We start from the raw sequence: 23,377 nt of genomic DNA, 5'->3' as shown, positions 1-23,377 counted from the left end.
CGCTATGAGCATAAAAAAGATGATAAAGCGCAGTATCGCTGCGTGGCTAGTGATCTGCCTGATAAGCGGCGTGCTGCTGTACGCGGAACAGATACGCCGCCAGTTCTGGGAGCGCGATCGCGAGTTTACGGCACTCTATTCGGCGATCGGCGCCGTGCTGACGCAAAACGAGTCGGTGTTGCCGCTTCTGAATGGCGATGAAGATATCACCGCGTTACGCAAAAAATTCCCGCATATTAAGGCTCTGGAAAAAACCACCGGTCGCGCGCTGGACGCTGCCCGCGTGGAGCCGTTTCGCGGCGTTCAGTACTGGCTATACAACCCGTGGCGGCAGATCCGCGTTCTGATTGACTTAAGCGCGCTGCTTCCGGCGCGCCATACTTTTGCACAGCTGCATTTAAGCGTCACGAATGATGATACACCGCCGTCGACGGGGGCGTTCTGGCACTGGCAGCGCACCTTTCCGCAACACACTCAGCCTTTTATCCTCTCCGCCTCGGCAAATCCGAACTGGTTCCGGGTTGCCTGGTTGCCCTATCCGCTGCTCTTTCTGGCGTGGGGAATAGTGATTGCGGGCGCGGGAACCGTGCTCTGGCAGCGCAAACAGCGCCAGCAGGCCGAACAGCGTGCGCTCTATTATCAACACGCCAGGCTTAACACGCTGGGAGAGATTACCGCGGGCATCGTCCATGAAATCAACCAGCCGCTGACCGCCGTGCAAACCTGGATCCAGGGCGCGCAGCGGCAGCACCAGCAGGGGAATCCGCAGGCTGTGTCGCAGGCGCTCGCGGCGGCGCTGCTGCAAACGCAGCGCATTAGCGCCTTGCTGACGCGTTTCCGAGAGCATGTTGTTCAGGAGAAGGTGACCCTGCGGGAAACCGATCTGGTACAGTGCTGGCAGCAGGTGGAAAATTTACTCGAGCACGAGCGCAAATCCAGACGTATCGCGATAATCCATGCGTTTGCCGCAGATGCAACGACCGTGCTGGCGGACAGACTCTGGCTGGAGCAGATCCTGCATAATCTGCTCAGCAATGCGATTCAGGCGCAGCAGGAGAACACGCACGGCTGGGTACGAATCGACAGTCAGAAAAATGAGAAGGGTATTCTGGTCACCCTGACCGACGGCGGGCCCGGGTTTAGCCCGGAAGCCCTGCAGAACGCGTTTATGCCCTTCTTTAGCGGACGCCCCGGCGGAATTGGGCTGGGGATGACGTTAACGGAAACGCTGATAACGCGCATGAACGGCTCGATCGCCCTGGGCAATGCCCCGCAGGGTGGGGCGCAGATCCGCTTGCAGCTGGCGGAAGGAAAGGAGACAAAGCATGGATAAGATGGTCTGGCTCATCGATGACGACGAGTCCATCAGAGAATCATTAGCGTTTCTGCTGTCGGGAATGGGCTGGCAGGTGCAGACGTTTGAGAGCGTCGACGCCTTTACGCGGGCACACAGTGGTGAACCGGCGCTGGTTGGCTGTCTGCTGCTGGATATGCGCATGCCGGGCAAAGGCGGGCTGACCTGGCTGGAAGAAGGCGAATGGCCGTGGCCGCAACTACCGGTGATTATTATGACCGGGCACGGCACCGTCGATGCCTGTCGTCGGGCGTTTCGTAATGGCGTATTCGAGTTTTTCACCAAGCCGCTCGATGCCGATAAGCTTATCGAAACGGTGGGACTGGCCCTTGCAGAAAGCCAGCGGCGTTTTACCGCCTGGCAGGAAATTGCGCGGCTTAAAGCGCGCTTTGAGCAGTTAACCGCGCGGGAACGCGAGGTATTGATGGTGTTAATTGAAGGGTGCAGTAATAAAGAGGTGGCCGCGCGTCTGAACCTCTCGCACAGAACCGTGGAAGCGCACCGCGCGGCGGCGTTTGCCAAGCTCGGGGTCACCAGCCTGGTTCAGGCAAGCCGGGAATATGACAAATTGCAATCCGTATAACTACCAGGTGGAGTGCGTAATCAACCGAATTACGTTTCGTTGTGCAGTTAAGTAACCTTTGAGATGTCAAACAACACTCGAGGAAGTGCAATGAAAAAAGTCATGATGGTTGCGGCACTGGTCGCGGGTAGCGTAAGTCTGGCCGCACAGGCCGAGACGTTGACCCAAAAAAATCTCTCTCTGGCGCAGGCAAACGCGCTGGCAACATCCGCCATTCAGTCCTGTGCAGCGAAAAATTACCAGGTCGCGGTCACGGTGGTTGACCGTGCGGGCGTGGTAAAAGCGGTGCAGCGTATGGATAATGCCGGTCCTCACACGGTAAAAGCCAGCGAAATGAAAGCGTTTACGGCACTTAGCGCAAAAAATGCGTCAGGCAAAGTGATGGAGGCGGCGCAGAGCAATGCGGGCGCACAGAACATGCGTGATATTCCTGGCTTCCTGCTGCTGGCCGGTGGTCTGCCGGTAAAAGAAGGCGATGAGGTGATTGGGGCGATCGGCATCGGCGGTGCGCCGGGCGGTCACCTTGATGAAGCCTGTGCTCAGGCGGCCATTGACGGGCTGAAAAAGTAATATAAAAAAGCACCGGTTTTACGGTGCTTTTTTTTATCAAATTTTGCAGGCATCACCGCAGTCATCATCGGCAACGATCGCCTGCGCTTTTTTATCCGCGTCGTCCAGACGTTCCGCGTTACGCTCTTCCGCTTCATCCAGTCCGTTAAAAACCAAGTTATCGAGATCAATTTCCATGTGGCACCTGCTATGTTCAGTTTTTGATACTGGCACAGTATAGGGTAAAAAACGCCGGTAATGTACCTCGCAGCACATAAGGATAATCCCTGCCATACTCAGTGCTTTATGGCTGAGGAGCGCTCATGATTACCCTCTGTAAAACCTGCGGAACCGCCTATGATGGAAAGCCCGAAAGATGTCCGATTTGCGAGGATGAACGCCAGTACGTCCCGGCCAGCGGCCAGGCGTGGATTGAGTACGCGACGGTAACGGCCACGCACGACAATAAATGGCAGTTGCTGGAGCCCGCGCTGTTCAGTATCAAAACGGTGCCCGCTTTTGCGATTAACCAGCGGGCGCTGCTCCTGCGCACCCCGCACGGCAACATTCTCTGGGATTGCATCGCCAACCTTGACCCGACAACCGAAACGCTCGTCTCCGCGCTCGGTGGCCTAAGCGCCATTGCGATTTCACATCCGCACTATTACACCACGATGCAGGAGTGGGCCGCGGCTTTCGATGCACCGATCTATCTGCACGCCAGTGACCGCGAGTGGGTGATGCGTGACAGCCCGGCAATTCATTTCTGGGAGGGAGAGGCGCTGGAGATTTGGCCGTCCGTCACCTTGCTGCGTCTCGGCGGCCATTTTGCGGGCGGGACGGTGCTGCACTGGCAGGAGGGTGAGGGCGTTTTACTGGCGGGTGATATCCTGCAGGTCACCCCGGGGAAAGATGCGGTGTCGTTTATGTGGAGTTACCCGAATATGCTCCCTCTGCCAGCCCGTACGGTTGAGGACGTCACCCGGCGTCTGAAAGGGAAAGCGTTCGCCCGTCTTTACGGGGCGTTTGAAGGGCAGACTATTTCGGCGAACGCCGACGACATCGTCCAGCGGTCGGGCCAGAAATATATTGCTTGTCTCAGGTAAAGTACGGTGGGTAAACTTTACAAGTGTGATCGCGATCATACCTAAACTAAAACAGATAAAAGAGAAATTGCTATGCAACATATCATTGAAGGTTTTCTCAGCTTTCAAAAAGAGATTTTCCCGCAACGTAAAGAGCTCTTTCGCAGTTTAGCGTCCAGCCAGAATCCCAAAGCGCTGTTCATCTCCTGCTCCGACAGCCGCCTGGTCCCTGAACTGGTTACCCAGCAAGAGCCGGGACAGCTCTTTGTCATTCGTAATGCTGGCAACATTGTCCCGCCTTTCGGACCGGAGCCGGGCGGCGTATCTGCAACTATCGAGTACGCGGTGGTAGCGCTGGGCGTGACGGATATCGTGATCTGCGGTCACTCCAACTGTGGCGCGATGAAGGCGATTGCCGATAACGCCAACCTGGAGCCGATGCCTGCCGTCTCCCACTGGCTGCGCTATTCCGACGCGGCGAAAGCCGTGGTGGAGAAGAAAGCCTGGGACAAGCCGATCGACAAAGTCAATGCGATGGTGCAGGAAAACGTGTTTGCCCAGCTGAGCAACATTAAGACCCACCCGTCCGTCGCGGTGGGCCTGCGCAACAACTCTATCCGACTGCACGGCTGGGTGTACGACATTGAAAGCGGCGAAATCCGTGCGCTGGATAAAGCGACGAAAACTTTCGTTTCCCTGTCTGAAAATCCGGAAGTCTTCTTCGAGTAATATCGCTTTTCAGGGCATGGAAGCCCTGTCAGTTCTCCACGTATGGTAATCGCCGTCGTGAACCCGAAGCGGATTGTTCAGCCGCTTTCGCCATCGCCTCTGCAATCTCAGCACATTCCGCCAGCCCCTGAACGAAGGGACGATCGTGCATCAGCCACGGTATCGCACCGAATGCAATGCGCCCGCGAACGGTTTCAGGCGCTTTTAGCGTGTAATCCTCGCCAACGTCGGGTATCTCGTCGCCCGTTTCCAACAGCTGTTTACGCAGCGTAGGGAAAGGCAAATCCTTTGTTTTGAGCGGCTTTTGTCCGCGCGCATCAATAAATACGTCGAAACGGTAAACGGTCTCTTTGGTGGTAATGACCGTCCGATCGCTGCCGGCATCAAGCGTGTAATCATCACCGAGCGCCGCTACGCTAATGATGCCCGCCTCGCGAAGCGCAAGCAGCCTGCGAATAGACTGCGGCGGGATGGCCGCATAGTTGTCGATAAACACGCGGGCGAGGCCCTGCTTAAAGCGCTCCCTGTCCTCTTCGTTGAGGTGGGGCACAATCTCCTGAACCACCTCATGCAGTCGGAGGACGGCATAGCGCCAGGCCACGGTGCGCCGTTCGCGTTTGTTGCGTTCAACCTCGATAAGGTTCTCTTCCGCCCAGGTAAACGGACCGTGCAGTTTACGATCCTCAAACCAGGCATCGCGGAGGCTGTCGGCATTATGGTTGCGCAGCGCAATTTTCTCGCACCACGCCGGGTCGGCGAGCTCAAGCTCTTTCACCATCAGGGAAAATATGCGGTCGAGCAGGCCATCGACCCCTTTGGCGATCTCGGTTTCAACCGTGAATTCGGTCAATACCGACAGCGGCTCGTAAGGAATAGGGCAGTAAAAATCGGCCTCAGGCAGAATGCCCGTCCGGGACATCAGCGTAATGTTTAACCCTTCGCTGCCCTTGTCGAGGATGAATTTACCGTCACGAAACTCACCGTGCTGCATCACCACCGCCATAGCCGCGTCCAGCCCGCTCAGCGATGTCCCCATGATACCAACGCGGCATGGCGGAATGCTGGCGTCCATCAACCCCGACCACGGGCTGGGGAAGAATGTGCGCGTGGCTTCCTCCTCCTCCGGCCAGACGTGACCGGTAGCGATAACCGCCAGGTCGAATTGGTCGGGCAAGGTGGTGTCGTTGACGGACAGCGTAACGCCGGTTGTCGCGGGGATGATGTCAGTGACTTTTGCAGACTCATGGACATCAACCCTGAACCCCAGCTTTTTTGCCTCTTTTACGACGGAAAGAAAGCTGTCGCGGAAATACTCTCCCAACAGGAGCCTCGGCAGGAACTGCCGGTCATGCAGGCGGGCTTTATCAACCTTAAAGCGCGCCAGATGAGCGTCACTCTGTTGCCTGAGCCAGTCGAGGTAGGTCATAAAAATGGGCGGGATTTCAATGCTCGCGATATTCGCCAGCATCAGGCGAGAATTATCGTCGTCGTTATAGGGCATGCCCACGCCAGCTTCAGCGGCTTGTTCAAAGATGGAAACAGAGAGCGGTGTGCTGTTTTTAAGGAGATGATAAAAGGTGTAAATCCCTGTGGGGCCGGAGCCAATAATCGCGATTCTCTTCATCGACGGTCTTCCTGTTTTTTTTCCATAAGAAAAGCGTAGCAGGAGAATAATGATGAAAATAAGGGATTAGGAGAATTCAGGATATCAGAAGAGGATTTGCACCATTTCAGGACTGAAATGGTGCGTCCGAGTGGACTCGAACCACCGACCCCCACCATGTCAAGGTGGTGCTCTAACCAACTGAGCTACGGACGCAGAATGGTGCGTTCAATTGGACTCGAACCAACGACCCCCACCATGTCAAGGTGGTGCTCTAACCAACTGAGCTATGAACGCAACGTGTTGTCGGTGACAACGGGGACGAATATTAGCGGCACAGCATCAAGGAGGCAAGAGGGAAAACGCATTTTTCTCTCTGATTTCACGCGATTGCTTCATTACCGCGCAAAGTGAGGAGAAAGTAGCCGCCAGACGGCGGTTACTGCGTATTTAACGTGCGGCGCGCTGCAAAATCACCGCTGATGGCTGGCGCTGCAGGAAGCGCATGCGCAGCATCATCATGATCGCCGCCGACGTCAGGCCGATGATAAAGCCCATCCAGAACCCTGCCGGACCCATGCGGTCAACCACCAGATCGGTCAGCGCCAGAACGTAGCCTGCTGGCAGACCCAGCACCCAGTAGGCGATAAAGGTGATAAAGAAGATAGAGCGTGTGTCTTTATATCCTCGCAGCACGCCGCTGCCAATCACCTGAATGGAGTCGGAGATCTGATAAATGGCAGCCAGCAGCATCAGGTGCGAGGCCAGCATCACCACTTCAGGATTGTCGTTGTAGAGCAGGGCGATCTGCTCACGCAGCGCCACGGTGAAGAGCGCCGTACAGATGGCCATGCAGACACCCACGCCCAGCCCGGTCCGCGCGGCTGTTTGCGCATCCAGCGTTGAACCCTGTCCCAGGCGGAAGCCAACGCGAATCGTCACCGCCGCCGCGAGCGACATCGGCAGGACGAACATCAGGGAGCTGAAGTTAAGCGCAATCTGGTGCCCGGCCACGTTAACAATCCCCAGCGGGGAGACCAGCAGGGCGACCACGGCAAAGAGCGTCACTTCAAAGAACAGGGCCAGCGCAATCGGCAAGCCTAGCTGCACCAGGCGCGTCATGATGCTCCAGTCCGGCGTGCTGAATCTGTTCTCGTTGCGAATATCGCGCATTGAACGGGCGCGTTTTACAAAGGTGATCATCGAGAAGAACATCACCCAGTAAACGGCCGCCGTCGCCACGCCGCAGCCGACGCCGCCCAGCTCCGGCATCCCGAAATGACCGTAAATAAAGATGTAGTTCACCGGAATATTAACCAGCAGGCCGATAAAGCCCATCACCATGCCGGGCTTGGTTTTCGCCAGACCCTCACACTGGTTACGCGCCACCTGGAAAAAGAGGTAGCCGGGCGCACCCCAGAGCAGGGCGCGCAGGTAGCCGACGGCTTTGTCCGCCAGCGCCGGATCAATATTGTGCATGGCGCGGATGATATGACCTGCGTTCCAGAGCACGACCATGATCAGCACGGAGACAAACCCGGCCAGCCAGAAGCCCTGACGGACCTGATGGGCAATGCGTTCGCGTCGCCCGGAGCCATTGAGTTGAGCGATAACCGGCGTGAGTGCGAGCAGCAGACCATGGCCGAACAGGATGGCCGGAAGCCAGATTGACGTGCCGATGGCAACGGCCGCCATATCGGTGGCGCTGTAGCCACCCGCCATTACCGTATCCACAAATCCCATTGCGGTCTGGGCCACTTGCGCGACGATCACTGGTATTGCCAGTGCCAATAGCTGGCGCGCTTCATTCATGTACTTCTGCACGTGAACACCTTTATTTTGTAGTTATTTGAGAGACTAAAAAAGCCGCCGTAACTGGCAGCAAGAAGAAAATGCAGGGGGGTGCCAGCTATTGTAGCGGGCTTTAGCTATTTATCTAGTGAAAAAATCGCCAGAAAATGCGCTCCGCTGGCAACCTGTTTTTCCAACTGATATTGTGGTGGGATTAAACGGTGTCATCACCGTCCGGAAAAAACAGGAGTTGTAAGCATGTTTACTGGTATTGTGCAGGGCACCGCCAAAGTGGTGTCCATTGATGAAAAACCTAATTTCCGTACTCACGTGGTTGAGCTGCCGGAATATATGCTCGATGGCATCGAAACCGGCGCCTCAATTGCCCATAACGGCTGCTGCCTGACGGTAACCGAAATTAATGGCAACCAGATTAGCTTTGATTTAATGAAAGAGACCCTGCGCATCACTAACCTGGGCGAGCTGGTGGTCGGGGATACCGTCAACGTTGAGCGCGCGGCGAAGTTCAGCGACGAGATTGGCGGCCATCTGATGTCCGGGCACATTATGACCACCGCCGAAGTGGCGAAAATCGTCACCTCGGAAAATAACCGCCAAATCTGGTTTAAAGTGCAGGATCCGGCATTAATGAAATACATCCTCTACAAAGGATTTATTGGCATTGACGGGATTAGCCTGACGGTGGGAGAAGTGACCCCGACGCGTTTTTGCGTGCATTTAATTCCCGAAACGCTGCAGCGCACCACGCTGGGGACGAAAAAACTGGGACATCGCGTGAATATCGAAATCGATCCGCAAACCCAGGCGGTCGTTGATACCGTTGAGCGCGTGCTGGCGGCCAAAGAGGCGGCAATAATTAAAGCCGCAGAAGAAGAATAAAAAAATAACCCCGGCTAACCGGGGTTATTTTTTTAGCGGGCGACACGTAATCCGTGTTCAATCCCACGGCTAAAAACAACCTGCCAGAGCTGAATATCGCGCGCGCGAAACGCCCCCGCGCAGGCATTCAGATAATAGCTAAACATCCGCTTGAATCGTTCAGAATAGTTGTCGGCAATGTCAGGCCAGGCTTCCTGAAAACGTGCATGCCACGCCATTAACGTTGTGTCGTAATCCGCGCCGAAGTTATGCCAGTCTTCCATCACGAAATGGGGTTCGCTGGCGTTGGCAATCTGGCGTACGGACGGTAAACAGCCATTCGGAAAGATGTATTTGTTGATCCACGGGTCAACGTTATTGTCGGTCCGCTTAGAGCCGATGGTGTGCAGCAGGAAGATGCCGTCTGGTTTCAGATTACGGTCCACCACCTCGAAATAGGTGTCGTAGTTTTTCGGCCCGACGTGCTCGAACATGCCGACGGAAACGATGCGGTCAAACTGTTCGTTCAGGTCACGGTAATCCTGCAGGCGGATATCCACATCCAGCCCCCGGCAGCGCTCCTGCGCCATTTTTTGTTGCTCGGCGGAGATCGTGACGCCGACCACGCTGACGCCGTAGTGCTTCGCCATAAAATACGCCAGCCCGCCCCAGCCGCAGCCGATATCCAGCACGCGCATACCGGGCTGCAGCTGCAGTTTCTCGCTGATCAGGCGCAGTTTGGCCTGCTGAGCCTCTTCAAGCGTCGACGCCTCTTTCCAGTAAGCGCAGGAGTATTGCATGAAAGGGTCCAGCATGCGGCTGAACAGATCGTTGCCAAGATCGTAATGCTCTTTGCCGACGATCCAGGCACGTTTTTTACTTTGCAGGTTAAATAGTCGGGCAGAGGCGACACGCAGGGTGTCTTTGAGATTTCGAGGGAGTTGTTTTTCCAGACCGGCACGCAGCACGCTGGCGAAAAAGATATCCAGCCGCTCGCACTCCCACCAGCCGTCCATATAGCTTTCTCCCAGGCCTAACGACCCCTCGCGCAATACGCGTTTAAAAAAGTCGGGATGTTTAACCTGAGGATCGGATGGGGATGATCCGTTGATAGTGATGCCTGCTCGACCTAACAGTTCACTGACGATCCGGGACCAGTTATCGTCCGGAACGCTGACTTCTTCTATACACGATGAACTCATAGCTTCTCCATCACCCTACTGTGATCAGAACCTTAAAACAGCGTAGACGCTTTTTTTGGTTTGTGAGAAATCTCACGGTAAACACCGCGAGGCTAGTATCCGACGTAGAACAGAGGAAGGGAGATAACCCTTGCCGAAATGCCTTCCATGGTAAAACGGGAGCACTCCGGCTCCCGTTAACACTTAATATTTATCGTATTTAATCGAACCAAATTTAGTATAGGCCTCAAAATTTGGTGATTCAATAGAAAATTCTTAGCAACCTAATCACTGGAAATTAACATAGTTTCTGGCGCGATTAGGCATGCGAGGTTTTCACCTGCGTGCTCTCATCCTGTACGCGCTGTGCGGAGGCCTGCATGCGATAACCCAACGCCGCCAGCGCGACGGTAACCAGCATCACGCTGGTTGTTGTCAGCAGCGGCGTGGCAATCAGTGCGGAGACCACCAGGCTTGCCAGGAAGCACAGCCCCAGTTGCAGGGTGTTCTGCAGCGCAGCCGCGCGGCCTGTCGCCTGCGGGAACGGACGCAGCGCCTGCGCCACAACGATAGGGTAGATCGCCCCGTTCGCGATGGCCATCACGCAGAATGGAATCAATATTTCGGCAAGACCCGCGCCCGGAATAAAGCCAACGGCCCAGGTGCCGATGACGCTCAGCGCATAGAGCACCAGCAGCCACGGCAGCATCTGCTGACCTTCCCATTTTTGCAGTGCCGCGCGACAGCCGTAACCGCCCACCAGGAACGCGATGGTCTGCGGAACGTAGCTCAGGCCAATGGCCGCCGGGCTGTAGCCCATATCGTGCAGAATAAAGGGCGAACCCGTCAGCCACGCGAAGAAGCTCGCCGAGCAGGCGGCATAAATCAGTACGTTGCCGCGATACGCTTTTGCGCTCAGCAGGGAGGTGAAGGTAATCGGCTTCGCGTCAGCATGCGACTCTTTTTTATGCGCTGGCTTGAGGGCGAACGCCGGCAGCATCAGCACCAGCGTGATGGCAAACAGCGTGGCAAAGATAGCCTGCCAGTCAAAGTGCGCGAGGATCCAGCTGCCCAACAGCGGGGCGAGGGCAGGAGAGAGACCCACCAGCGGCATAATGGTGGCGAAAATACGGTTTGTGCGGTTCGCCGGGTAGTAGTCGGTGACCAGCGCCTGCCAGGTCACGGCAGCGGCACAGACGCCGACCGCCTGAACAAACCGCAGCACCAGCAGCCAGGTGGCATCGCGCACCCATAACATTCCCAGACAGCCAACGGCAAAAATAGCCAGCCCCAGCAGCAATACCGGTTTACGACCAAAACGATCCGAGAGCGGTCCCCAGAGCAGCTGTGCGAAAGCAAAACCGGCGAGGAACAAACTCAGGCTGGCGCTGATGGCGGCTGCAGGGGTTTGCAAATCTTCCTGCATGGCGGCGAAGGCCGGCAGGTACATATCGGTGGCCAAAAAGCCCAGCACGCTTAAGCCGCCGAGCCAGACTAAAAAACCTTTCCTGGGTTGCACTGTTTTATTCTCCTGAGGAGGCAGGTATACATTGGCGCTGAGTGTAGGGAGTGCAAAGCCGCTTGTGAAACGCTAATATTTGGCGGGTGCATTCAAATTTTTTGCAGGCAGAAAATGTGGTCAGATTATTCTCTTGAAGTGGTCGATGCTGTCGCGCGTAACGGCAGCTTTAGCGCTGCGGCGCAGGAGTTGCACCGCGTCCCTTCGGCTATCAGCTATACGGTACGTCAGCTTGAAGAATGGCTGGCGGTTCCGCTGTTTGAACGGCGGCATCGTGATGTGGAATTAACGCCCGCAGGCGCGTGGTTTTTAAAGGAAGGGCGTTCTGTTATCAAAAAAATGCAGATCACCCGCGAGCAGTGTCAGCAGATCGCGAACGGCTGGCGGGGACACCTTTCCATTGCGGTGGATAACATCGTTAAGCCCGAGCGCACCCGGCAGATGATTGTCGATTTTTATCGGCATTTTTCTGACGTTGAACTGCGGGTTTCGCAGGAGGTGTTCAACGGCGTCTGGGATGCGCTGGCGGACGGCAGGGTAGAGATGGCGATTGGCGCAACCCAGGCGATCCCCGTCGGGGGACGTTACGCCTTTCGCGATATGGGGATGCTGAGCTGGAAATGCGTGGTGGCGAGCGATCATCCCCTGGCGGCGACGGAAGGGCCGCTGAGCGACGATACCCTGCGCAGCTGGCCGTCGCTGGTGCTGGAGGATACCTCCCGTTCACTGCCGAAGCGAATTACCTGGCTGCTGGACAACCAGCGGCGGGTTGTCGCCCCTGACTGGGGATCGTCGGCGACGTGCCTCAGTGCCGGACTCTGCGTAGGCATGGTGCCCGCCCATTTTGCGCGTCCGCGAATCGACACCGGAGAGTGGGTAGAGCTAACGCTGGAGAACCCGTTCCCGGATGCGGCCTGCTGTCTCACCTGGCAACAAAATGATGTCTCGCCCGCCATGGCCTGGCTGCTGGATTATCTGGGTGACAGCGAAACGCTTAACCGGGAATGGTTACGGGAGCCAGAGTGACTGGCCCCGTAAGAAGATTAACGACGGTAGTCGCGGAATGGACCATCCGCAACGGAGCGGCGCTCAATGAGGCGTGGATGAACTTCAATGGACTGCGACTCTTCACGCTTGTTGACGATCCTGTCCAGCAGCATATTGAAGGCCGTTTCACCCAGCGAATCTTTCGGCTGGTGAATGGTGGTCAGCGCTGGCGTGAAGAAGCGCGCGTTGCGCACGTTGTCATAGCCGATCACGGAGATGTCCTGCGGGACGCGCAGGCCAAGCTCGTCGGCGGCGCAGAGTGCACCCATGGCCATGATGTCGCCCCCGCAGAAAACGGCGGTCGGGCGGTGCTGCTGGGAGACGATCTGCTGCATCGCGCGGTAGCCTGATTCCGGCTCAAAGTCGCCCTGCACGATCCAGTTTTCCGGCACGGTAATCAGCGCTTCTTCCATCGCTTTCATAAAACCGGCCAGGCGGCCCGCGCCGGTGTTGCGCTCCAGCGGACCCGGGATCACGCCAATCTCGCGGTGGCCGCGTTCGATCAGATAACGGCCCGCCATGTAACCGCCTTCGAAGGCGTTATCGATGACGGAGTCGGTGAAGTCGGCGCGCGCTTCGCCCCAGTCCATCACCACCATAGGGATATGGCGATATTCTTCCAGCATCGACAGCACGGATTCCGGGTACTCGGAGCACATTACCAGCAGGCCATCCACGCGCTTTTGCGCCATCATCGACAGATAGGCACGCTGTTTTTCAATACTGTTCCACGCGTTGCCCAGAATCAGGGTATAGCCTTTCTGGAAGCAGTTTTTCTCTACCGCTTCAATGATCTCGGCAAAATAGGCCGCTTCGCTGCTGGTTGCCAGCAGACCAATAGACTTGGTGTGATTAACCTTGAGGCTACGCGCAACCGCACTCGGTGAGTAGTGCAATTCTTTGATCGCTGCCCAGACGGCGTTGCGCGTCTCTTCCGCCACAAAGCGGGTTTTGTTAATTACATGTGATACGGTTGTAGTGGAAACGTTTGCGCGTTTTGCTACGTCTTTAATTGTTGCCATTAAATGTCACTCCAGACCATATCCTAAACTCCTGAAAAACTTGAAGGTAAACGTTTGCCTTCTCTCACCCTTATCGCGCAATTTTGGATTGCGGTACGCCAGGAAAACGACACGGGACGTCAGGAGGGGGTCAATGGCCGGTACGCTAATAAATTTAGCGTGGAATTTTGGCCTATCTTGATGAAAAGGGGAAGAGCTAAAGTGTTTATCAGCTTAAATCCAGGAAGATTTTTGAGCTAAACTATGCAAAAATGAGCAAGCTCACTTTTCGTGGGGGGATTAAAAGGAGAAAAATTGATGAGTTCCGATCTGAAGTTTTCGCTGTTCACCACCGTTATTGTGCTGGCTCTGATTGTCGCGGCTGGCCTGACGGCTGCGCTGCACTGATTTACGCGGGGGGAGAGCCTTCTCCCTTCCGATCTCCTGATTGTTACTTCTCGGGCAAAAATCTTTTGCCATTTTGTTAACTTCTCATTTTTTGTGATTGATGTCATGCTTTCCGCTTCTTTGTTCTGTGTCACCACATGACACGGCATCCGGAGTTGACGCATGAAAATCAATTTTCCCCAGCTGGCCCTGGCGATTGGCGCTTTTGGGATTGGCACCACTGAATTCTCCCCGATGGGGTTACTGCCTGTTATCGCCCGGGGCGTGGACGTCTCGATCCCGGCCGCCGGGATGTTAATCAGCGCCTACGCCATCGGCGTGATGGTGGGCGCGCCGCTGATGACGCTTCTGCTTTCGCACCGCGCGCGCCGCAATGCGCTGATTTTCCTGATGGCGATTTTTACCCTGGGCAACGTGCTTTCGGCCATTTCGCCGGACTACACCACCCTGATGCTGTCGCGCATTCTGACCAGCCTTAACCACGGCGCGTTCTTCGGGCTGGGGTCGGTCGTGGCCGCAAGCGTGGTGCCAAAACACAAGCAGGCAAGCGCCGTGGCGACCATGTTTATGGGGCTGACGATTGCCAACATCGGCGGCGTACCGGCGGCAACCTGGCTGGGCGAAGCGATTGGCTGGCGGATGTCCTTCCTGGCGACAGCCGGGCTGGGCGTGATCGCGATGGTGGCGTTGTTCTTCTCTCTGCCGAAAGGCAGCGCCGGCGAACGTCCGGAAGTGCGTAACGAGCTGGCGGTCCTGATGCGTCCGCAGGTGCTCTCCGCGCTGCTCACCACGGTGCTGGGGGCAGGGGCGATGTTTACCCTCTACACCTATATTTCACCGGTGCTGCACGATATCACCCACGCAACGCCTCTCTTCGTTACCGCGATGCTGGTGCTGATTGGCGTCGGCTTCTCAATTGGCAACTATCTCGGCGGGAAATTTGCCGACCGTTCCGTGAGCGGGACACTGAAAGGCTTTTTAACCCTGCTGATTGTCATCATGATTGCGATTCCGTGGCTGGCGCGTAATGAATTCGGCGCGGCGATTGCGATGGTCGTCTGGGGCGCAGCTACCTTCGCCGTGGTTCCACCGCTGCAGATGCGTGTGATGCGCGTCGCCCATGAGGCGCCTGGGCTCTCATCTTCCGTGAATATCGGGGCGTTCAATCTCGGCAATGCGTTGGGCGCTGCCGCCGGGGGAGCCGTAATTTCAGGTGGTCTGGGATACAGTTTTGTGCCGGTGATGGGGGCGATTATTGCCGCGCTCGGCCTGCTGCTGGTGATGATGTCCGGTCGTAAACAGCCAGAAGCGGTTTGCACGGCTGAATAAGCAAAAACGCAGAAGGGCGAACCCTTCTGCGTGTCTCTTACGCGGCGAAATTCTTCGCCACAAACTCCCAGTTTACCAGTGCCCAGAAGTGCTCCAGGTAGTTCGGGCGCGCGTTGCGGTAATCAATGTAGTAAGCGTGTTCCCATACGTCCACGGTCATCAGCGGCGTAGCGCTGGTGGTCAGCGGGGTGCCTGCGTTAGAGGTGGATACGATAGCCAGTTTGCCATCCGCCTCTTTGACCAGCCACGTCCAGCCAGAACCGAAGTTCTTGATGGCTGCATCGGTAAACTTCGCTTTAAACTCCGCAAAGCTGCCAAATGCAGCGTTGATGGCGGTTGCCAGTTCACCGGCAGGTTCGCCACCGGCGTTTGGTGCCAGGCAGTGCCAGTAGAAGGTGTGGTTCCACACCTGAGCGGCGTTGTTAAAGACACCCCCCTCTGAACTGCGGACGATCTCTTCCAGCGTTTTGCCTTCGAAACCGGTGCCCTTGATCAGGTTGTTCAGGTTGGTGACGTACGTCTGATGATGCTTGCCGTAGTGATATTCCAGGGTTTCCGCAGAAATGTGCGGTGCCAGGGCGTCTTTTGCATACGGTAGTGCAGGTAATTCGAACGACATTGCTTCTCTCCTTATTGTATTTTGTGTTGCCAATAACCCTACAGACAACAAGGACAGGATAGCAAATTGAAAGGGTATGCAAAAGAGGAACTTACCCTGCCGCAGGTGCGGCAGGGCAGGGATCAACGAATGGTTTTTGGCGTCATGACGCGACGCGCGCCAACGTAGTGACGTACCCAGTAGTCTTCACTGAGAGAGGTGATCTGAATATCCTGACCGCTGCGTGGAGACTGAATGAATTTCCCGTTGCCGACATAGACGCCCACGTGGTCAGCCGTGCCGCGACCCTGGGTGCGGAAGAAGACCAGATCGCCATTTTCCAGCTCACCCCGGTTAACCGGTGACGCATCGCGCAGGTGGTACATCTCATTGGCGGTGCGTGGAATGCGGAACTTAACCAGATCTTTATAGGCATAATAGACGAGGCCGCTGCAGTCGAAACCGGTACGCGGTGAACTGCCGCCCCAGCGATAAGGTTTGCCAATTTGTCCCATCAGCTTGTTCATCGCCGTTTTTTGCGCTTTCTGCACGCGAACTTTATGCACGTCTGCCAGTTTCGTCACTTTCGTGCATTTTGCTTTATGGCCTTTACGCGCGATGCATTTTTCAGTAACGAGGTTAGCGGCGGTCTGCGAAGCTTTATTTTTTGCGGTGCGGGCTGTGCGGGAAGGTTTGGTTTTCGTTTTGCTGGAAGCGGTTTGTTTCGTCTGAGCGGTGGTTTTTTTCTTGTCGTTCTTGCTGCTGGTCTTTTTCTTACGCTCTGTGGCTTTCACCAGATGGCTTTTTTGCACAGCAGAATGCCGCGCCTGCTGAGAGGCGTTTGCCGCTGGCGTGAAAGAGAGTGATGTAAACAGTAAAGCACAGAGCGTGATCGAGATTTTATTTATCCGCGCCACTGGGCAGTCCCCTGATAATTGCAGGCCATCAATAATGCCCGCGTATGATTTACAAAGCCCGTCGATTCTAATCCATAAAAACCCGAGAAGTTAATAGCATTTTTCAATCTAAAAACGTGTTTCGTTAGCAAGTGCAAAAAAATTCATCGTTCTGTCGCACAATTGTTCACTCCCTAAGCAAAACCCTGACGAGCGACGGGGTAAACGTCATTTGCAATGCAACTTTTGTGGAGTCGGGGTAAAATATATAAACGTGATGAAAATGTTATTTTCCGATGCCAGCCTGACCCGCTACAATGTCAGACTACTGCCGTAACAGAAGTTAAAGGAAGCAAGACATGAGCACCACTATTGAAAAAATCCAGCGCCAGATCGCTGAAAACCCAATTCTGCTGTATATGAAAGGTTCTCCGAAGCTGCCAAGCTGCGGCTTCTCCGCGCAAGCGGTTCAGGCGCTGTCAGCCTGTGGTGAGCGTTTTGCTTACGTTGATATCCTGCAGAACCCGGACATCCGCGCTGAGCTGCCAAAATACGCTAACTGGCCGACCTTCCCACAGCTGTGGGTAGACGGCGAGCTGGTGGGCGGCTGCGATATCCTGATTGAGATGTATCAGCGCGGCGAACTGCAGCAGCTGATTAAAGAAACGGCTGCGAAGTACAAAACGGAAGAGCCGGACGCAGAGTAATTATCTGCGTTAATAAAAAAGCGACCTGAAGAGGTCGCTTTTTTTATTCTTCACTTTCGCCCATCGGCAGCGGCCAGCCGCCCAGACGCTTCCAGCGGTTGACGATCTCACAGAACAGCTCAGCGGTGCGCTCCGTGTCATACAGTGCAGAGTGCGCCTGGGTACCGTCAAACGGTATACCCGCCGTAATGCAGGCTTTGGATAAAACCGTTTGTCCCAGCGCCAGGCCGCTTAGCGCGGCGGTGTCAAAGGTCACGAACGGGTGGAAAGGGTTGCGCTTAAGCGCGGCACGCTCGGCGGCGGCCATGGTAAAGCTGTGATCGAACGTGGCGTTATGGGCCACCATGATGGCGCGGCTGCAGTTGCTCTCTTTCATGCCTTTACGCACCATTTTAAAAATGGCGTGCAGCGCATCATACTCACTGACTGCACCACGCAGCGGGTTATGCGGATCGATACCGTTAAACGCCAGCGCTTCCGGCTGTAAGTTTGCCCCTTCGAAAGGTTCAACGTGGAAATGCAGCGTGGTGTCCGGTGTAAGCCAGCCCTGTTCATCCATCTTCAGCGTGATGGCGGCAATTTCGAGCAGCGCATCGGTTTTAGCGTTGAATCCGGCTGTTTCTACATCAATGACAACGGGATAAAAACCACGAAAACGGTCGCAAAGACCGCTAAATTGAGCGTTATCGGACATCAGGGTCTCTTACAAGGGGAAAAAGCAGTGCACATTATGGCAAATTTTGCAGGGTGATGCAGTAAAACTACGGGCGCATATTGCGCCCTGCGGGATCAGTTGCCCAGACCGCGACCGGCGTCTTTGGCTTCAATCAGCTCGATTTTATATCCGTCCGGATCTTCCACAAACGCAATTACGGTGGTGCCGCCTTTTACCGGGCCCGCTTCGCGCGTGACGTTACCGCCGTTGCTGCGAATGCGTTCACACGCTTCGGCAGCGTTGTCCACTTCCAGCGCGATATGGCCGTAAGCCGTGCCCAGCTCATAGCTGTCCACGCCCCAGTTGTAGGTCAGCTCGATAACCGCTTCGTCCGCTTCCGGGCCGTAACCCACGAACGCCAGCGAGTATTTGTATTCCGGGTTTTCGCTGGTGCGCAGCAGCTTCATGCCCAGGACGTTAGTGTAGAAATCGATAGAACGTTGCAGGTCGCCAACGCGCAGCATGGTGTGAAGTAGGCGCATAATTTCCTCATTAACCAATGGAGTAGAGTATCTTTTTGAACAGAAACGATGTTTTAGTATAGCGGCGAAGTGCCGCCGCTATCAATGAACAATGGCGAGATTACAGAGAAGGGTAGTCGGTGTAGCCTTCCGCGCCGCCGCCGTAGAAGCTCTCAGGACGCTGCGGGTTCAGAGCCGCTTTCTGCTGCAGACGCGCAACCAGATCCGGGTTAGCGATATAGTCGCGGCCAAACGCCACGGCGTCGATCAGCCCTTTATTAATCAGGTCTTCGGCTTTCTCCGGCGTATAAGCACCCGCACCGATGATCACCCCGTGGAAGCGCTCGCGCACTTTCTGACGGAAGGCTTCCGTATAAGGCTTACCGCCTGCCCAGTCCGGTTCGGACATGTGCAGATAGGCAATGCCGCGTTTCGCCAGCTCTTCAATCAGATACAGCGCGTCCGCTTCTTCATTCGGACCGTTGTCGACGTTCTGGAACGTACCGATTGGGGAGACGCGGATACCGATACGGTCCGGGCTCCACTCCTGGCATACGGCGTCAACCACTTCCAGCACCAGGCGAGCGCGGTTTTCGACGCTGCCGCCGTACTGGTCGGTACGATGGTTAGAGGACGGTGACAGGAACTGGTGCAGCAGGTAGCCATGGGCGGAGTGCAGCTCAATCAGGTCGAAACCGGCTTCACGGGCGTTAGCAACGGCCTGGCGGAAGTCGTTTACGATACCCGGGATCTCGTCCAGCCCCAGCGCGCGTGGCGTGCTGGTATCGACGCGGATCGCATGACCGTTTTCATCGCGCAGCGAGGTGCGGGTGTTCGCGTTCAGGGCAGACGCTGAAACTGGCGCCTGACCGCCAGGCTGGATGCTGCTGTGAGAGATACGACCGGTATGCCACAGCTGGACCGCAATGCGACCCTCTTCCGCGTGAACGCCCGCGGTGATTTTCTGCCATGCGGCGATCTGCTCCGGGCTATGGAGACCCGGCGCACCCGCATATCCCTTGGCCTGAGCAGAGATCTGCGTGGCTTCGGTGATAATCAGGCCAGAACTTGCGCGCTGACGATAGTATTCACCCATCAGTGGGGTTGGGATGTCACCCGGCTCAATACTGCGCAGACGGGTAAGCGGAGCCATAAAAACGCGGTTTGGCGCGGTGACGGCACCCACTTTTAAAGGGGTAAATAATTTTTCAGCTGACATAAAGACTCCTGAGTAGACCAGTCGACTAGTAGTTGGGTAAATAAAAACGCCTGTTAAATGCCAGGCGCAGTAATGCTGCTTTTCACATGTGCCAGGGCGCTTTCCAGCGGCACGGCACTGCGCGAAATTTTGGCCTGCAGGTTGGCGCCTAACCAGAGAGAGTACAGCACCTGAGCCTGCGTTAAGGGATCGCCGGGGAAGACGAGCGTATTTTCTTCGCGCCCCTTCGCCAGCGCCTGCGCCAGCAGGGCAATAACGCCGCTGGCGCCTTTATCCATTGCCGTACGCATATCTTCTGAGAGATCGCACACTTCGGCAGAGAGTTTAACCGTCAGGCATCCGCTGATAATGCCCTGCTGACAGAACTGGTTCAGCGTTTCCTGATAGTAGTTCAGAACACGATCCCGATAGTTACCTTCACCTGTAGCGAAATGGGCCGCCAGGCGCTGGTGGTAGGCAGCATAGTGCCGCTCCAGCATCGCCACGCCAAAGGCCTCTTTGGACCGGAAGTAGTGATAGAACGATCCCTTCGGTACCTCAGCGGTTTTTAATAGCTCGCTCAACCCCATACCGGTGAAACCACGGTGCATGCACAGCAGTTCGCCGGTCGCCAGGAGATGTTCGCGGGTATCGTGTTCAGTATTTCTGCTCATGGATTCACTCTAATAGACCGTTCGGTCTAATGCAAGCGCGTTTACCGACGACACGCGCTCAGAATGTCCAGCTGCTGCTGATAAACCGTTGATTTAACGTCCATCATGCCCAGCACCGTCGAGAACAAATTGTCCTGCGAAACCGCATTTTTTGCTGCGTGGTCGCGTAAACACTGCTCGTTGATGCCAAAGTTTTTCGCATAATCCGGTGACAGCCAGAACATAAACGGAATGTGCGTCTGCTGCTCCGGCGCCAGCATGTACGGCGTGCCGTGCAGATAAATACCGCTCTCACCGAGCGATTCCCCATGATCTGAGAGGTAAATCAGCGCGGTGTTCATGTTCGCCTGACGGGCCTTCAGCGCATCAATAGTTTTGCTGACCATGCTGTCGGTATACAGGATGGTGTTGTCATAGGTATTCATCAGCGCCTGATGATCGCAATCCTGAATTTCGTTGGTGTCGCAGGTGGGGGTGAATTTACGGAAATTATCCGGGTAACGGCGATAGTACGCCGGGCCGTGGCTGCCCATCAGGTGGATAACCAGCACCGTATCCTGCTTCAGACCGTCCAGCACGTTGTCCAGGCGGTAGAAGTTCACGTCATCAATACAGGATTGATCTTTACAGAACTGATCCAGCTTCCACTGCGTCATGTCGGTATGGGGCACACGGTCGCAGGCGCCTTTACAGCCGCCATCGTTGTCGCGCCACAGCAGGTTGACGCCTGCATGCTTGAGCACGTCGAGCAGCCCTTCCTGATGGTGCGCCAGGTCGGCATCGTATTTACTGCGCGTCATGCCGGAGAACATGCAGGGCACGGATACGGCGGTTTCAGTACCACACGAGGAGGCCCGCGGGAAGTTAATCACATCCTGCTTTTTCAGTTCCGGGTTGGTTTCACGTTCGTAGCCATTCAGGGAGTAGTTCGCTGCGCGCGACGCTTCGCCAATGACCAGCACCAGAACGGTTTTCTTTTGCTGACCGGTAATCTGCGGTCCTTTATGCGCATCTTCGCCAATTCGCACCAGCGTCTGATCGCCGGCAAACCAGCGCATCTTGCTGTATTTCACCACGGCGCTGACGTAGTTCGCCGGGGTGACCATTTTGACGATGCTTTTGTTATTGCGAAACAGCGAGGCGTAATCTTTATAAAACACGGCGGCGATAAGGATAATCACCAGCAGGGCACCGAGCATCGCGGCCACGCGCGTCAGCAGGGCATACCACCATTTTTCGGTACGAATGCGGGTCAGCGCCAGCACCAGGGATGGAACAAGACCGGCTATGAAAATCCACAGAATCATCTGCGGGGTCACCAGCGCGGTGGCTTCCTGGGAGTTCGTTTCGAACACGTTCACAATCATGTTCTGATCGATGACTGCGCCGTAGGTAAACATAAAATACGTTGCCGCAGCGCACCCGACGGTTAAGACGATCAGCAGCGGCTTACGGATATACGGGATATTGAGCAGGCTAAACACAATGACCCAGCCGCAAAACAGCACCACCGGCACGGAGGCGGCGAAGAGAATATCGTGCAGATGCGCAGGGGCAATAATGGCCCAGCTGCGCTGGATAAACAGCCCGTTAAGCAGAGTAAAGAAGAGTGCACAGCCCAGAGTAAATTTAATGTCGTTACATTGTAACTTTTTACTTAACCACATCGATCGTAAAACCTGTCATTGTCATGATGTGGCGAGTATAGAGAGGGAAGATTAGTGAAACCTTAATGCCACAAAACTGTGGTAAAGCCCTTGCACGCGGCGAGTTTAGCGTCTTCACTGTAGAGAAAGTGGTTAACTGGAGGTGAGTGTGGCAGAGCAGCTGGAGTTTTTCCCCATCCAGAGCCCGTGCCGGGGGATTTGTCAGGTGGATGAACGCGGATATTGCCGTGGGTGTATGCGCACGCGTGATGAACGTTTTAACTGGCAAAACTTCAGCGACACGCAAAAGCAGGAGGTGCTCCGGCTCTGTCGGCAGCGTCTTTTGCGCAAAATCCGCGCAAACAAAGCCTCTGAGACCGAAGAACCCCAGCAGCCTTCACTGTTTTAACACGGTAATTGCGTATACTCATGACATCACGTCCTTGAGGAAAATGTTATGGTTCAGCGAATTACCCTTGCCCCCCAGGGGCCAGAATTCTCCCGTTTTGTCATGGGCTACTGGCGCCTGATGGACTGGAATATGTCCCCCCTCCAGCTGGCAAGCTTTATTGAAGAGCATATCGATTTAGGCATTACCACCGTCGATCATGCGGATATTTACGGTGGCTATCAGTGTGAAGCCGCGTTCGGCGAGGCGCTTAAGCTGGTTCCGGCGCTCCGTGATCGCATGGAGATTGTCACCAAATGCGGCATTGCCACCACGGCAAAACCTGAACATGCCCTCGGTCATTACATCACCGACAGCGCGCATATCATCAGCAGCGCTGAGCAGTCGCTGGTCAATCTGGCAACCGATCGTATTGACCTGCTGTTAATTCACCGTCCGGATCCGCTGATGGATGCCGATGAGGTGGCGGAGGCGTTTCTGAGCCTGCATCAGAGCGGGAAAGTGCGTCACTTCGGCGTCTCCAACTTTACACCTGCACAGTTTGCGCTGCTCCAGTCTCGTCTGCCGTTTACCCTGGCCACGAACCAGGTTGAGATCTCCCCGGTACACCAGCCGCTGCTGCTGGACGGTACTCTCGATCAGCTGCAACAGCTGCGCATTCGCCCGATGGCCTGGTCGTGCCTGGGAGGCGGACGTCTGTTCAATGATGATGCGTTCCAGCCGCTGCGCAACGAGCTTGAAACCATCGCCCGCGAGCTGAACGCCGAGAGCATCGAGCAGGTGGTTTACGCCTGGATCCTGCGCCTGCCGTCAAAACCGCTGCCAATTATCGGTTCTGGTAAAATTGAACGCGTGCGTTCTGCCCTGGCAGCGGAAGAGCTGCAGATGACCCGCCAGCAGTGGTTCCGCATTCGCAAGGCCGCACTGGGTTACGACGTGCCTTAAACCGCAAGAGGGTGACTTTCCGGTGAAATCTGTGCCCCTGGTATACACTTAAGGGGCAAAAAATAACCAG

General features: G+C 55.6%; 25 protein-coding genes and 2 tRNA genes. 12 read left to right on the top strand and 15 right to left on the bottom strand.

The features are described 5' to 3' along the window. The first annotated feature begins 19 nt into the window (after positions 1–19). The 3 genes from D5066_RS00630 to D5066_RS00620 all read left to right on the top strand — a co-directional run bounded on the left by D5066_RS00630 (position 20) and on the right by D5066_RS00620 (position 2,507). Positions 20–1,333: a sensor histidine kinase gene (locus D5066_RS00630; protein ID WP_244288115.1), complete on the top strand. Its 1,314-nt coding sequence runs from the start codon at positions 20–22 to the stop codon at positions 1,331–1,333. After that, positions 1,326–1,937: a response regulator transcription factor gene (locus D5066_RS00625; protein ID WP_119914743.1), complete on the top strand. Its 612-nt coding sequence runs from the start codon at positions 1,326–1,328 to the stop codon at positions 1,935–1,937. Before D5066_RS00630 ends, D5066_RS00625 begins: the two co-directional genes overlap by 8 nt. Before the next feature lie 90 nt (positions 1,938–2,027). After that, positions 2,028–2,507, top strand: a complete 480-nt coding sequence (locus tag D5066_RS00620; protein ID WP_061098446.1) for a GlcG/HbpS family heme-binding protein — start codon at positions 2,028–2,030, stop codon at positions 2,505–2,507. 36 nt (positions 2,508–2,543) lie between these two features. Here D5066_RS00620 and D5066_RS00615 read toward each other — a convergent pair whose 3' ends face one another. After that, entirely contained in the window at positions 2,544–2,684 is a 141-nt protein-coding gene (locus D5066_RS00615; RefSeq protein WP_003857665.1) for a hypothetical protein, read from the bottom strand. A 125-nt stretch (positions 2,685–2,809) separates the two neighbouring features. On the opposite strand from D5066_RS00615, the gene D5066_RS00610 reads away from it, so the two are divergent. Together D5066_RS00610 and D5066_RS00605 are read left to right on the top strand one after the other, a co-directional pair. Continuing rightward, positions 2,810–3,592 (top strand): MBL fold metallo-hydrolase, encoded by a 783-nt coding sequence (locus D5066_RS00610; RefSeq protein ID WP_119914742.1) that lies wholly within the window; start codon positions 2,810–2,812, stop codon positions 3,590–3,592. A 72-nt stretch (positions 3,593–3,664) separates the two neighbouring features. Further along, positions 3,665–4,300, top strand: coding sequence for a carbonic anhydrase (locus tag D5066_RS00605; RefSeq protein ID WP_080327337.1), 636 nt, complete (start codon positions 3,665–3,667; stop codon positions 4,298–4,300). Positions 4,301–4,328: 28 nt separating this feature from the next. Here D5066_RS00605 and D5066_RS00600 read toward each other — a convergent pair whose 3' ends face one another. From D5066_RS00600 to mdtK, 4 genes are all read right to left on the bottom strand, one after another. Beyond that, the gene (locus D5066_RS00600) at positions 4,329–5,924 is read right to left on the bottom strand and encodes an FAD-NAD(P)-binding protein (protein ID WP_119914741.1); all 1,596 of its coding nucleotides are present in this window, start codon (positions 5,922–5,924) and stop codon (positions 4,329–4,331) included. Between the two features lie 118 nt (positions 5,925–6,042). Next, positions 6,043–6,119 (bottom strand) — tRNA-Val (locus tag D5066_RS00595). 4 nt (positions 6,120–6,123) lie between these two features. Further along, positions 6,124–6,200: transfer RNA gene (locus D5066_RS00590), tRNA-Val, on the bottom strand. Between the two features lie 153 nt (positions 6,201–6,353). After that, a complete protein-coding gene (gene mdtK, locus D5066_RS00585) occupies positions 6,354–7,727 on the bottom strand; it encodes an MdtK family multidrug efflux MATE transporter (RefSeq protein ID WP_080327335.1) in 1,374 nt (457 codons plus the stop codon). A gap of 225 nt (positions 7,728–7,952) precedes the next feature. On the opposite strand from mdtK, the gene D5066_RS00580 reads away from it, so the two are divergent. Beyond that, a complete protein-coding gene (locus D5066_RS00580) occupies positions 7,953–8,594 on the top strand; it encodes a riboflavin synthase subunit alpha (protein WP_080327334.1) in 642 nt (213 codons plus the stop codon). A gap of 32 nt (positions 8,595–8,626) precedes the next feature. On the opposite strand, the gene cfa is transcribed toward D5066_RS00580, so the two are convergent. Together cfa and punC are read right to left on the bottom strand one after the other, a co-directional pair. Next, positions 8,627–9,775 carry a cyclopropane fatty acyl phospholipid synthase gene (gene cfa / locus D5066_RS00575; protein WP_119914740.1) on the bottom strand — a complete coding sequence of 383 codons (1,149 nt, stop codon included), beginning with the start codon at positions 9,773–9,775 and terminating at the stop codon, positions 8,627–8,629. Positions 9,776–10,073: 298 nt separating this feature from the next. After that, positions 10,074–11,273, bottom strand: a complete 1,200-nt coding sequence (gene punC / locus D5066_RS00570) for a purine nucleoside transporter PunC (RefSeq protein ID WP_119914739.1) — start codon at positions 11,271–11,273, stop codon at positions 10,074–10,076. 114 nt (positions 11,274–11,387) lie between these two features. Here punC and punR point away from each other — a divergent pair, with 114 nt between their 5' ends. Further along, on the top strand, positions 11,388–12,299 hold the full coding sequence (punR, locus tag D5066_RS00565) for a DNA-binding transcriptional activator PunR (RefSeq protein ID WP_119914738.1): 912 nt from the start codon (positions 11,388–11,390) through the stop codon (positions 12,297–12,299). A gap of 17 nt (positions 12,300–12,316) precedes the next feature. Here punR and purR read toward each other — a convergent pair whose 3' ends face one another. Beyond that, positions 12,317–13,342 (bottom strand): HTH-type transcriptional repressor PurR, encoded by a 1,026-nt coding sequence (purR, locus tag D5066_RS00560; RefSeq protein WP_014883552.1) that lies wholly within the window; start codon positions 13,340–13,342, stop codon positions 12,317–12,319. A 297-nt stretch (positions 13,343–13,639) separates the two neighbouring features. Between purR and cydH the strand changes: the two genes are divergently transcribed. Beyond that, the gene (cydH, locus tag D5066_RS00555) at positions 13,640–13,729 is read left to right on the top strand and encodes a cytochrome bd-I oxidase subunit CydH (protein WP_020688313.1); all 90 of its coding nucleotides are present in this window, start codon (positions 13,640–13,642) and stop codon (positions 13,727–13,729) included. A 162-nt stretch (positions 13,730–13,891) separates the two neighbouring features. Then, entirely contained in the window at positions 13,892–15,058 is a 1,167-nt protein-coding gene (locus tag D5066_RS00550; RefSeq protein ID WP_119914737.1) for an MFS transporter, read from the top strand. Between the two features lie 37 nt (positions 15,059–15,095). On the opposite strand, the gene sodB is transcribed toward D5066_RS00550, so the two are convergent. Together sodB and D5066_RS00540 are read right to left on the bottom strand one after the other, a co-directional pair. Next, positions 15,096–15,677, bottom strand: a complete 582-nt coding sequence (sodB, locus tag D5066_RS00545) for a superoxide dismutase [Fe] (protein ID WP_080327329.1) — start codon at positions 15,675–15,677, stop codon at positions 15,096–15,098. A 122-nt stretch (positions 15,678–15,799) separates the two neighbouring features. Then, complete coding sequence (locus D5066_RS00540; protein ID WP_080327328.1) at positions 15,800–16,573, bottom strand: C40 family peptidase; 774 nt, start codon at positions 16,571–16,573, stop codon at positions 15,800–15,802. 338 nt (positions 16,574–16,911) lie between these two features. Between D5066_RS00540 and grxD the strand changes: the two genes are divergently transcribed. Further along, complete coding sequence (gene grxD / locus D5066_RS00535; protein ID WP_003832760.1) at positions 16,912–17,259, top strand: monothiol glutaredoxin 4; 348 nt, start codon at positions 16,912–16,914, stop codon at positions 17,257–17,259. A gap of 43 nt (positions 17,260–17,302) precedes the next feature. Here grxD and rnt read toward each other — a convergent pair whose 3' ends face one another. The 5 genes from rnt to eptA all read right to left on the bottom strand — a co-directional run bounded on the left by rnt (position 17,303) and on the right by eptA (position 21,974). Then, on the bottom strand, positions 17,303–17,953 hold the full coding sequence (rnt, locus tag D5066_RS00530) for a ribonuclease T (RefSeq protein ID WP_080327327.1): 651 nt from the start codon (positions 17,951–17,953) through the stop codon (positions 17,303–17,305). A gap of 95 nt (positions 17,954–18,048) precedes the next feature. Then, positions 18,049–18,456 carry a lactoylglutathione lyase gene (gloA, locus tag D5066_RS00525; protein WP_119914736.1) on the bottom strand — a complete coding sequence of 136 codons (408 nt, stop codon included), beginning with the start codon at positions 18,454–18,456 and terminating at the stop codon, positions 18,049–18,051. 100 nt (positions 18,457–18,556) lie between these two features. Continuing rightward, a complete protein-coding gene (locus D5066_RS00520; RefSeq protein ID WP_119914735.1) occupies positions 18,557–19,654 on the bottom strand; it encodes an alkene reductase in 1,098 nt (365 codons plus the stop codon). Positions 19,655–19,707: 53 nt separating this feature from the next. Then, complete coding sequence (locus tag D5066_RS00515; RefSeq protein ID WP_119914734.1) at positions 19,708–20,307, bottom strand: TetR/AcrR family transcriptional regulator; 600 nt, start codon at positions 20,305–20,307, stop codon at positions 19,708–19,710. A 41-nt stretch (positions 20,308–20,348) separates the two neighbouring features. After that, a complete protein-coding gene (eptA, locus tag D5066_RS00510; protein WP_119914733.1) occupies positions 20,349–21,974 on the bottom strand; it encodes a phosphoethanolamine transferase EptA in 1,626 nt (541 codons plus the stop codon). 148 nt (positions 21,975–22,122) lie between these two features. Here eptA and D5066_RS00505 point away from each other — a divergent pair, with 148 nt between their 5' ends. Together D5066_RS00505 and D5066_RS00500 are read left to right on the top strand one after the other, a co-directional pair. Continuing rightward, a complete protein-coding gene (locus tag D5066_RS00505) occupies positions 22,123–22,362 on the top strand; it encodes a DUF1289 domain-containing protein (protein ID WP_048222771.1) in 240 nt (79 codons plus the stop codon). Positions 22,363–22,410: 48 nt separating this feature from the next. Next, on the top strand, positions 22,411–23,307 hold the full coding sequence (locus D5066_RS00500) for an aldo/keto reductase (protein WP_080327322.1): 897 nt from the start codon (positions 22,411–22,413) through the stop codon (positions 23,305–23,307). The last annotated feature ends 70 nt before the right edge of the window (positions 23,308–23,377 follow it).

It is taken from the genome of Enterobacter chuandaensis (assembly GCF_003594915.1).
GTDB lineage: Bacteria > Pseudomonadota > Gammaproteobacteria > Enterobacterales > Enterobacteriaceae > Enterobacter > Enterobacter chuandaensis.
Note: the sequence above shows the minus strand (reverse complement) of the source record. Positions and strands in the feature narration are given on the sequence as shown.

What these genes read in the sequence shown, in the direction of transcription:
- D5066_RS00630 (WP_244288115.1), top strand. Translation starts at nt 20, where the DNA reads ATGATAAAGCGCAGTATCGCTGCGTGGCTAGTGATCTGCCTGATAAGC.
- D5066_RS00625 (WP_119914743.1), top strand. Translation starts at nt 1,326, where the DNA reads ATGGATAAGATGGTCTGGCTCATCGATGACGACGAGTCCATCAGAGAA.
- D5066_RS00620 (WP_061098446.1), top strand. Translation starts at nt 2,028, where the DNA reads ATGAAAAAAGTCATGATGGTTGCGGCACTGGTCGCGGGTAGCGTAAGT.
- D5066_RS00615 (WP_003857665.1), bottom strand. Translation starts at nt 2,684, where the DNA reads ATGGAAATTGATCTCGATAACTTGGTTTTTAACGGACTGGATGAAGCG.
- D5066_RS00610 (WP_119914742.1), top strand. Translation starts at nt 2,810, where the DNA reads ATGATTACCCTCTGTAAAACCTGCGGAACCGCCTATGATGGAAAGCCC.
- D5066_RS00605 (WP_080327337.1), top strand. Translation starts at nt 3,665, where the DNA reads ATGCAACATATCATTGAAGGTTTTCTCAGCTTTCAAAAAGAGATTTTC.
- D5066_RS00600 (WP_119914741.1), bottom strand. Translation starts at nt 5,924, where the DNA reads ATGAAGAGAATCGCGATTATTGGCTCCGGCCCCACAGGGATTTACACC.
- D5066_RS00580 (WP_080327334.1), top strand. Translation starts at nt 7,953, where the DNA reads ATGTTTACTGGTATTGTGCAGGGCACCGCCAAAGTGGTGTCCATTGAT.
- cfa (WP_119914740.1), bottom strand. Translation starts at nt 9,775, where the DNA reads ATGAGTTCATCGTGTATAGAAGAAGTCAGCGTTCCGGACGATAACTGG.
- punR (WP_119914738.1), top strand. Translation starts at nt 11,388, where the DNA reads ATGTGGTCAGATTATTCTCTTGAAGTGGTCGATGCTGTCGCGCGTAAC.
- purR (WP_014883552.1), bottom strand. Translation starts at nt 13,342, where the DNA reads ATGGCAACAATTAAAGACGTAGCAAAACGCGCAAACGTTTCCACTACA.
- cydH (WP_020688313.1), top strand. Translation starts at nt 13,640, where the DNA reads ATGAGTTCCGATCTGAAGTTTTCGCTGTTCACCACCGTTATTGTGCTG.
- D5066_RS00550 (WP_119914737.1), top strand. Translation starts at nt 13,892, where the DNA reads ATGAAAATCAATTTTCCCCAGCTGGCCCTGGCGATTGGCGCTTTTGGG.
- sodB (WP_080327329.1), bottom strand. Translation starts at nt 15,677, where the DNA reads ATGTCGTTCGAATTACCTGCACTACCGTATGCAAAAGACGCCCTGGCA.
- grxD (WP_003832760.1), top strand. Translation starts at nt 16,912, where the DNA reads ATGAGCACCACTATTGAAAAAATCCAGCGCCAGATCGCTGAAAACCCA.
- rnt (WP_080327327.1), bottom strand. Translation starts at nt 17,953, where the DNA reads ATGTCCGATAACGCTCAATTTAGCGGTCTTTGCGACCGTTTTCGTGGT.
- gloA (WP_119914736.1), bottom strand. Translation starts at nt 18,456, where the DNA reads ATGCGCCTACTTCACACCATGCTGCGCGTTGGCGACCTGCAACGTTCT.
- D5066_RS00520 (WP_119914735.1), bottom strand. Translation starts at nt 19,654, where the DNA reads ATGTCAGCTGAAAAATTATTTACCCCTTTAAAAGTGGGTGCCGTCACC.
- D5066_RS00515 (WP_119914734.1), bottom strand. Translation starts at nt 20,307, where the DNA reads ATGAGCAGAAATACTGAACACGATACCCGCGAACATCTCCTGGCGACC.
- eptA (WP_119914733.1), bottom strand. Translation starts at nt 21,974, where the DNA reads ATGTGGTTAAGTAAAAAGTTACAATGTAACGACATTAAATTTACTCTG.
- D5066_RS00500 (WP_080327322.1), top strand. Translation starts at nt 22,411, where the DNA reads ATGGTTCAGCGAATTACCCTTGCCCCCCAGGGGCCAGAATTCTCCCGT.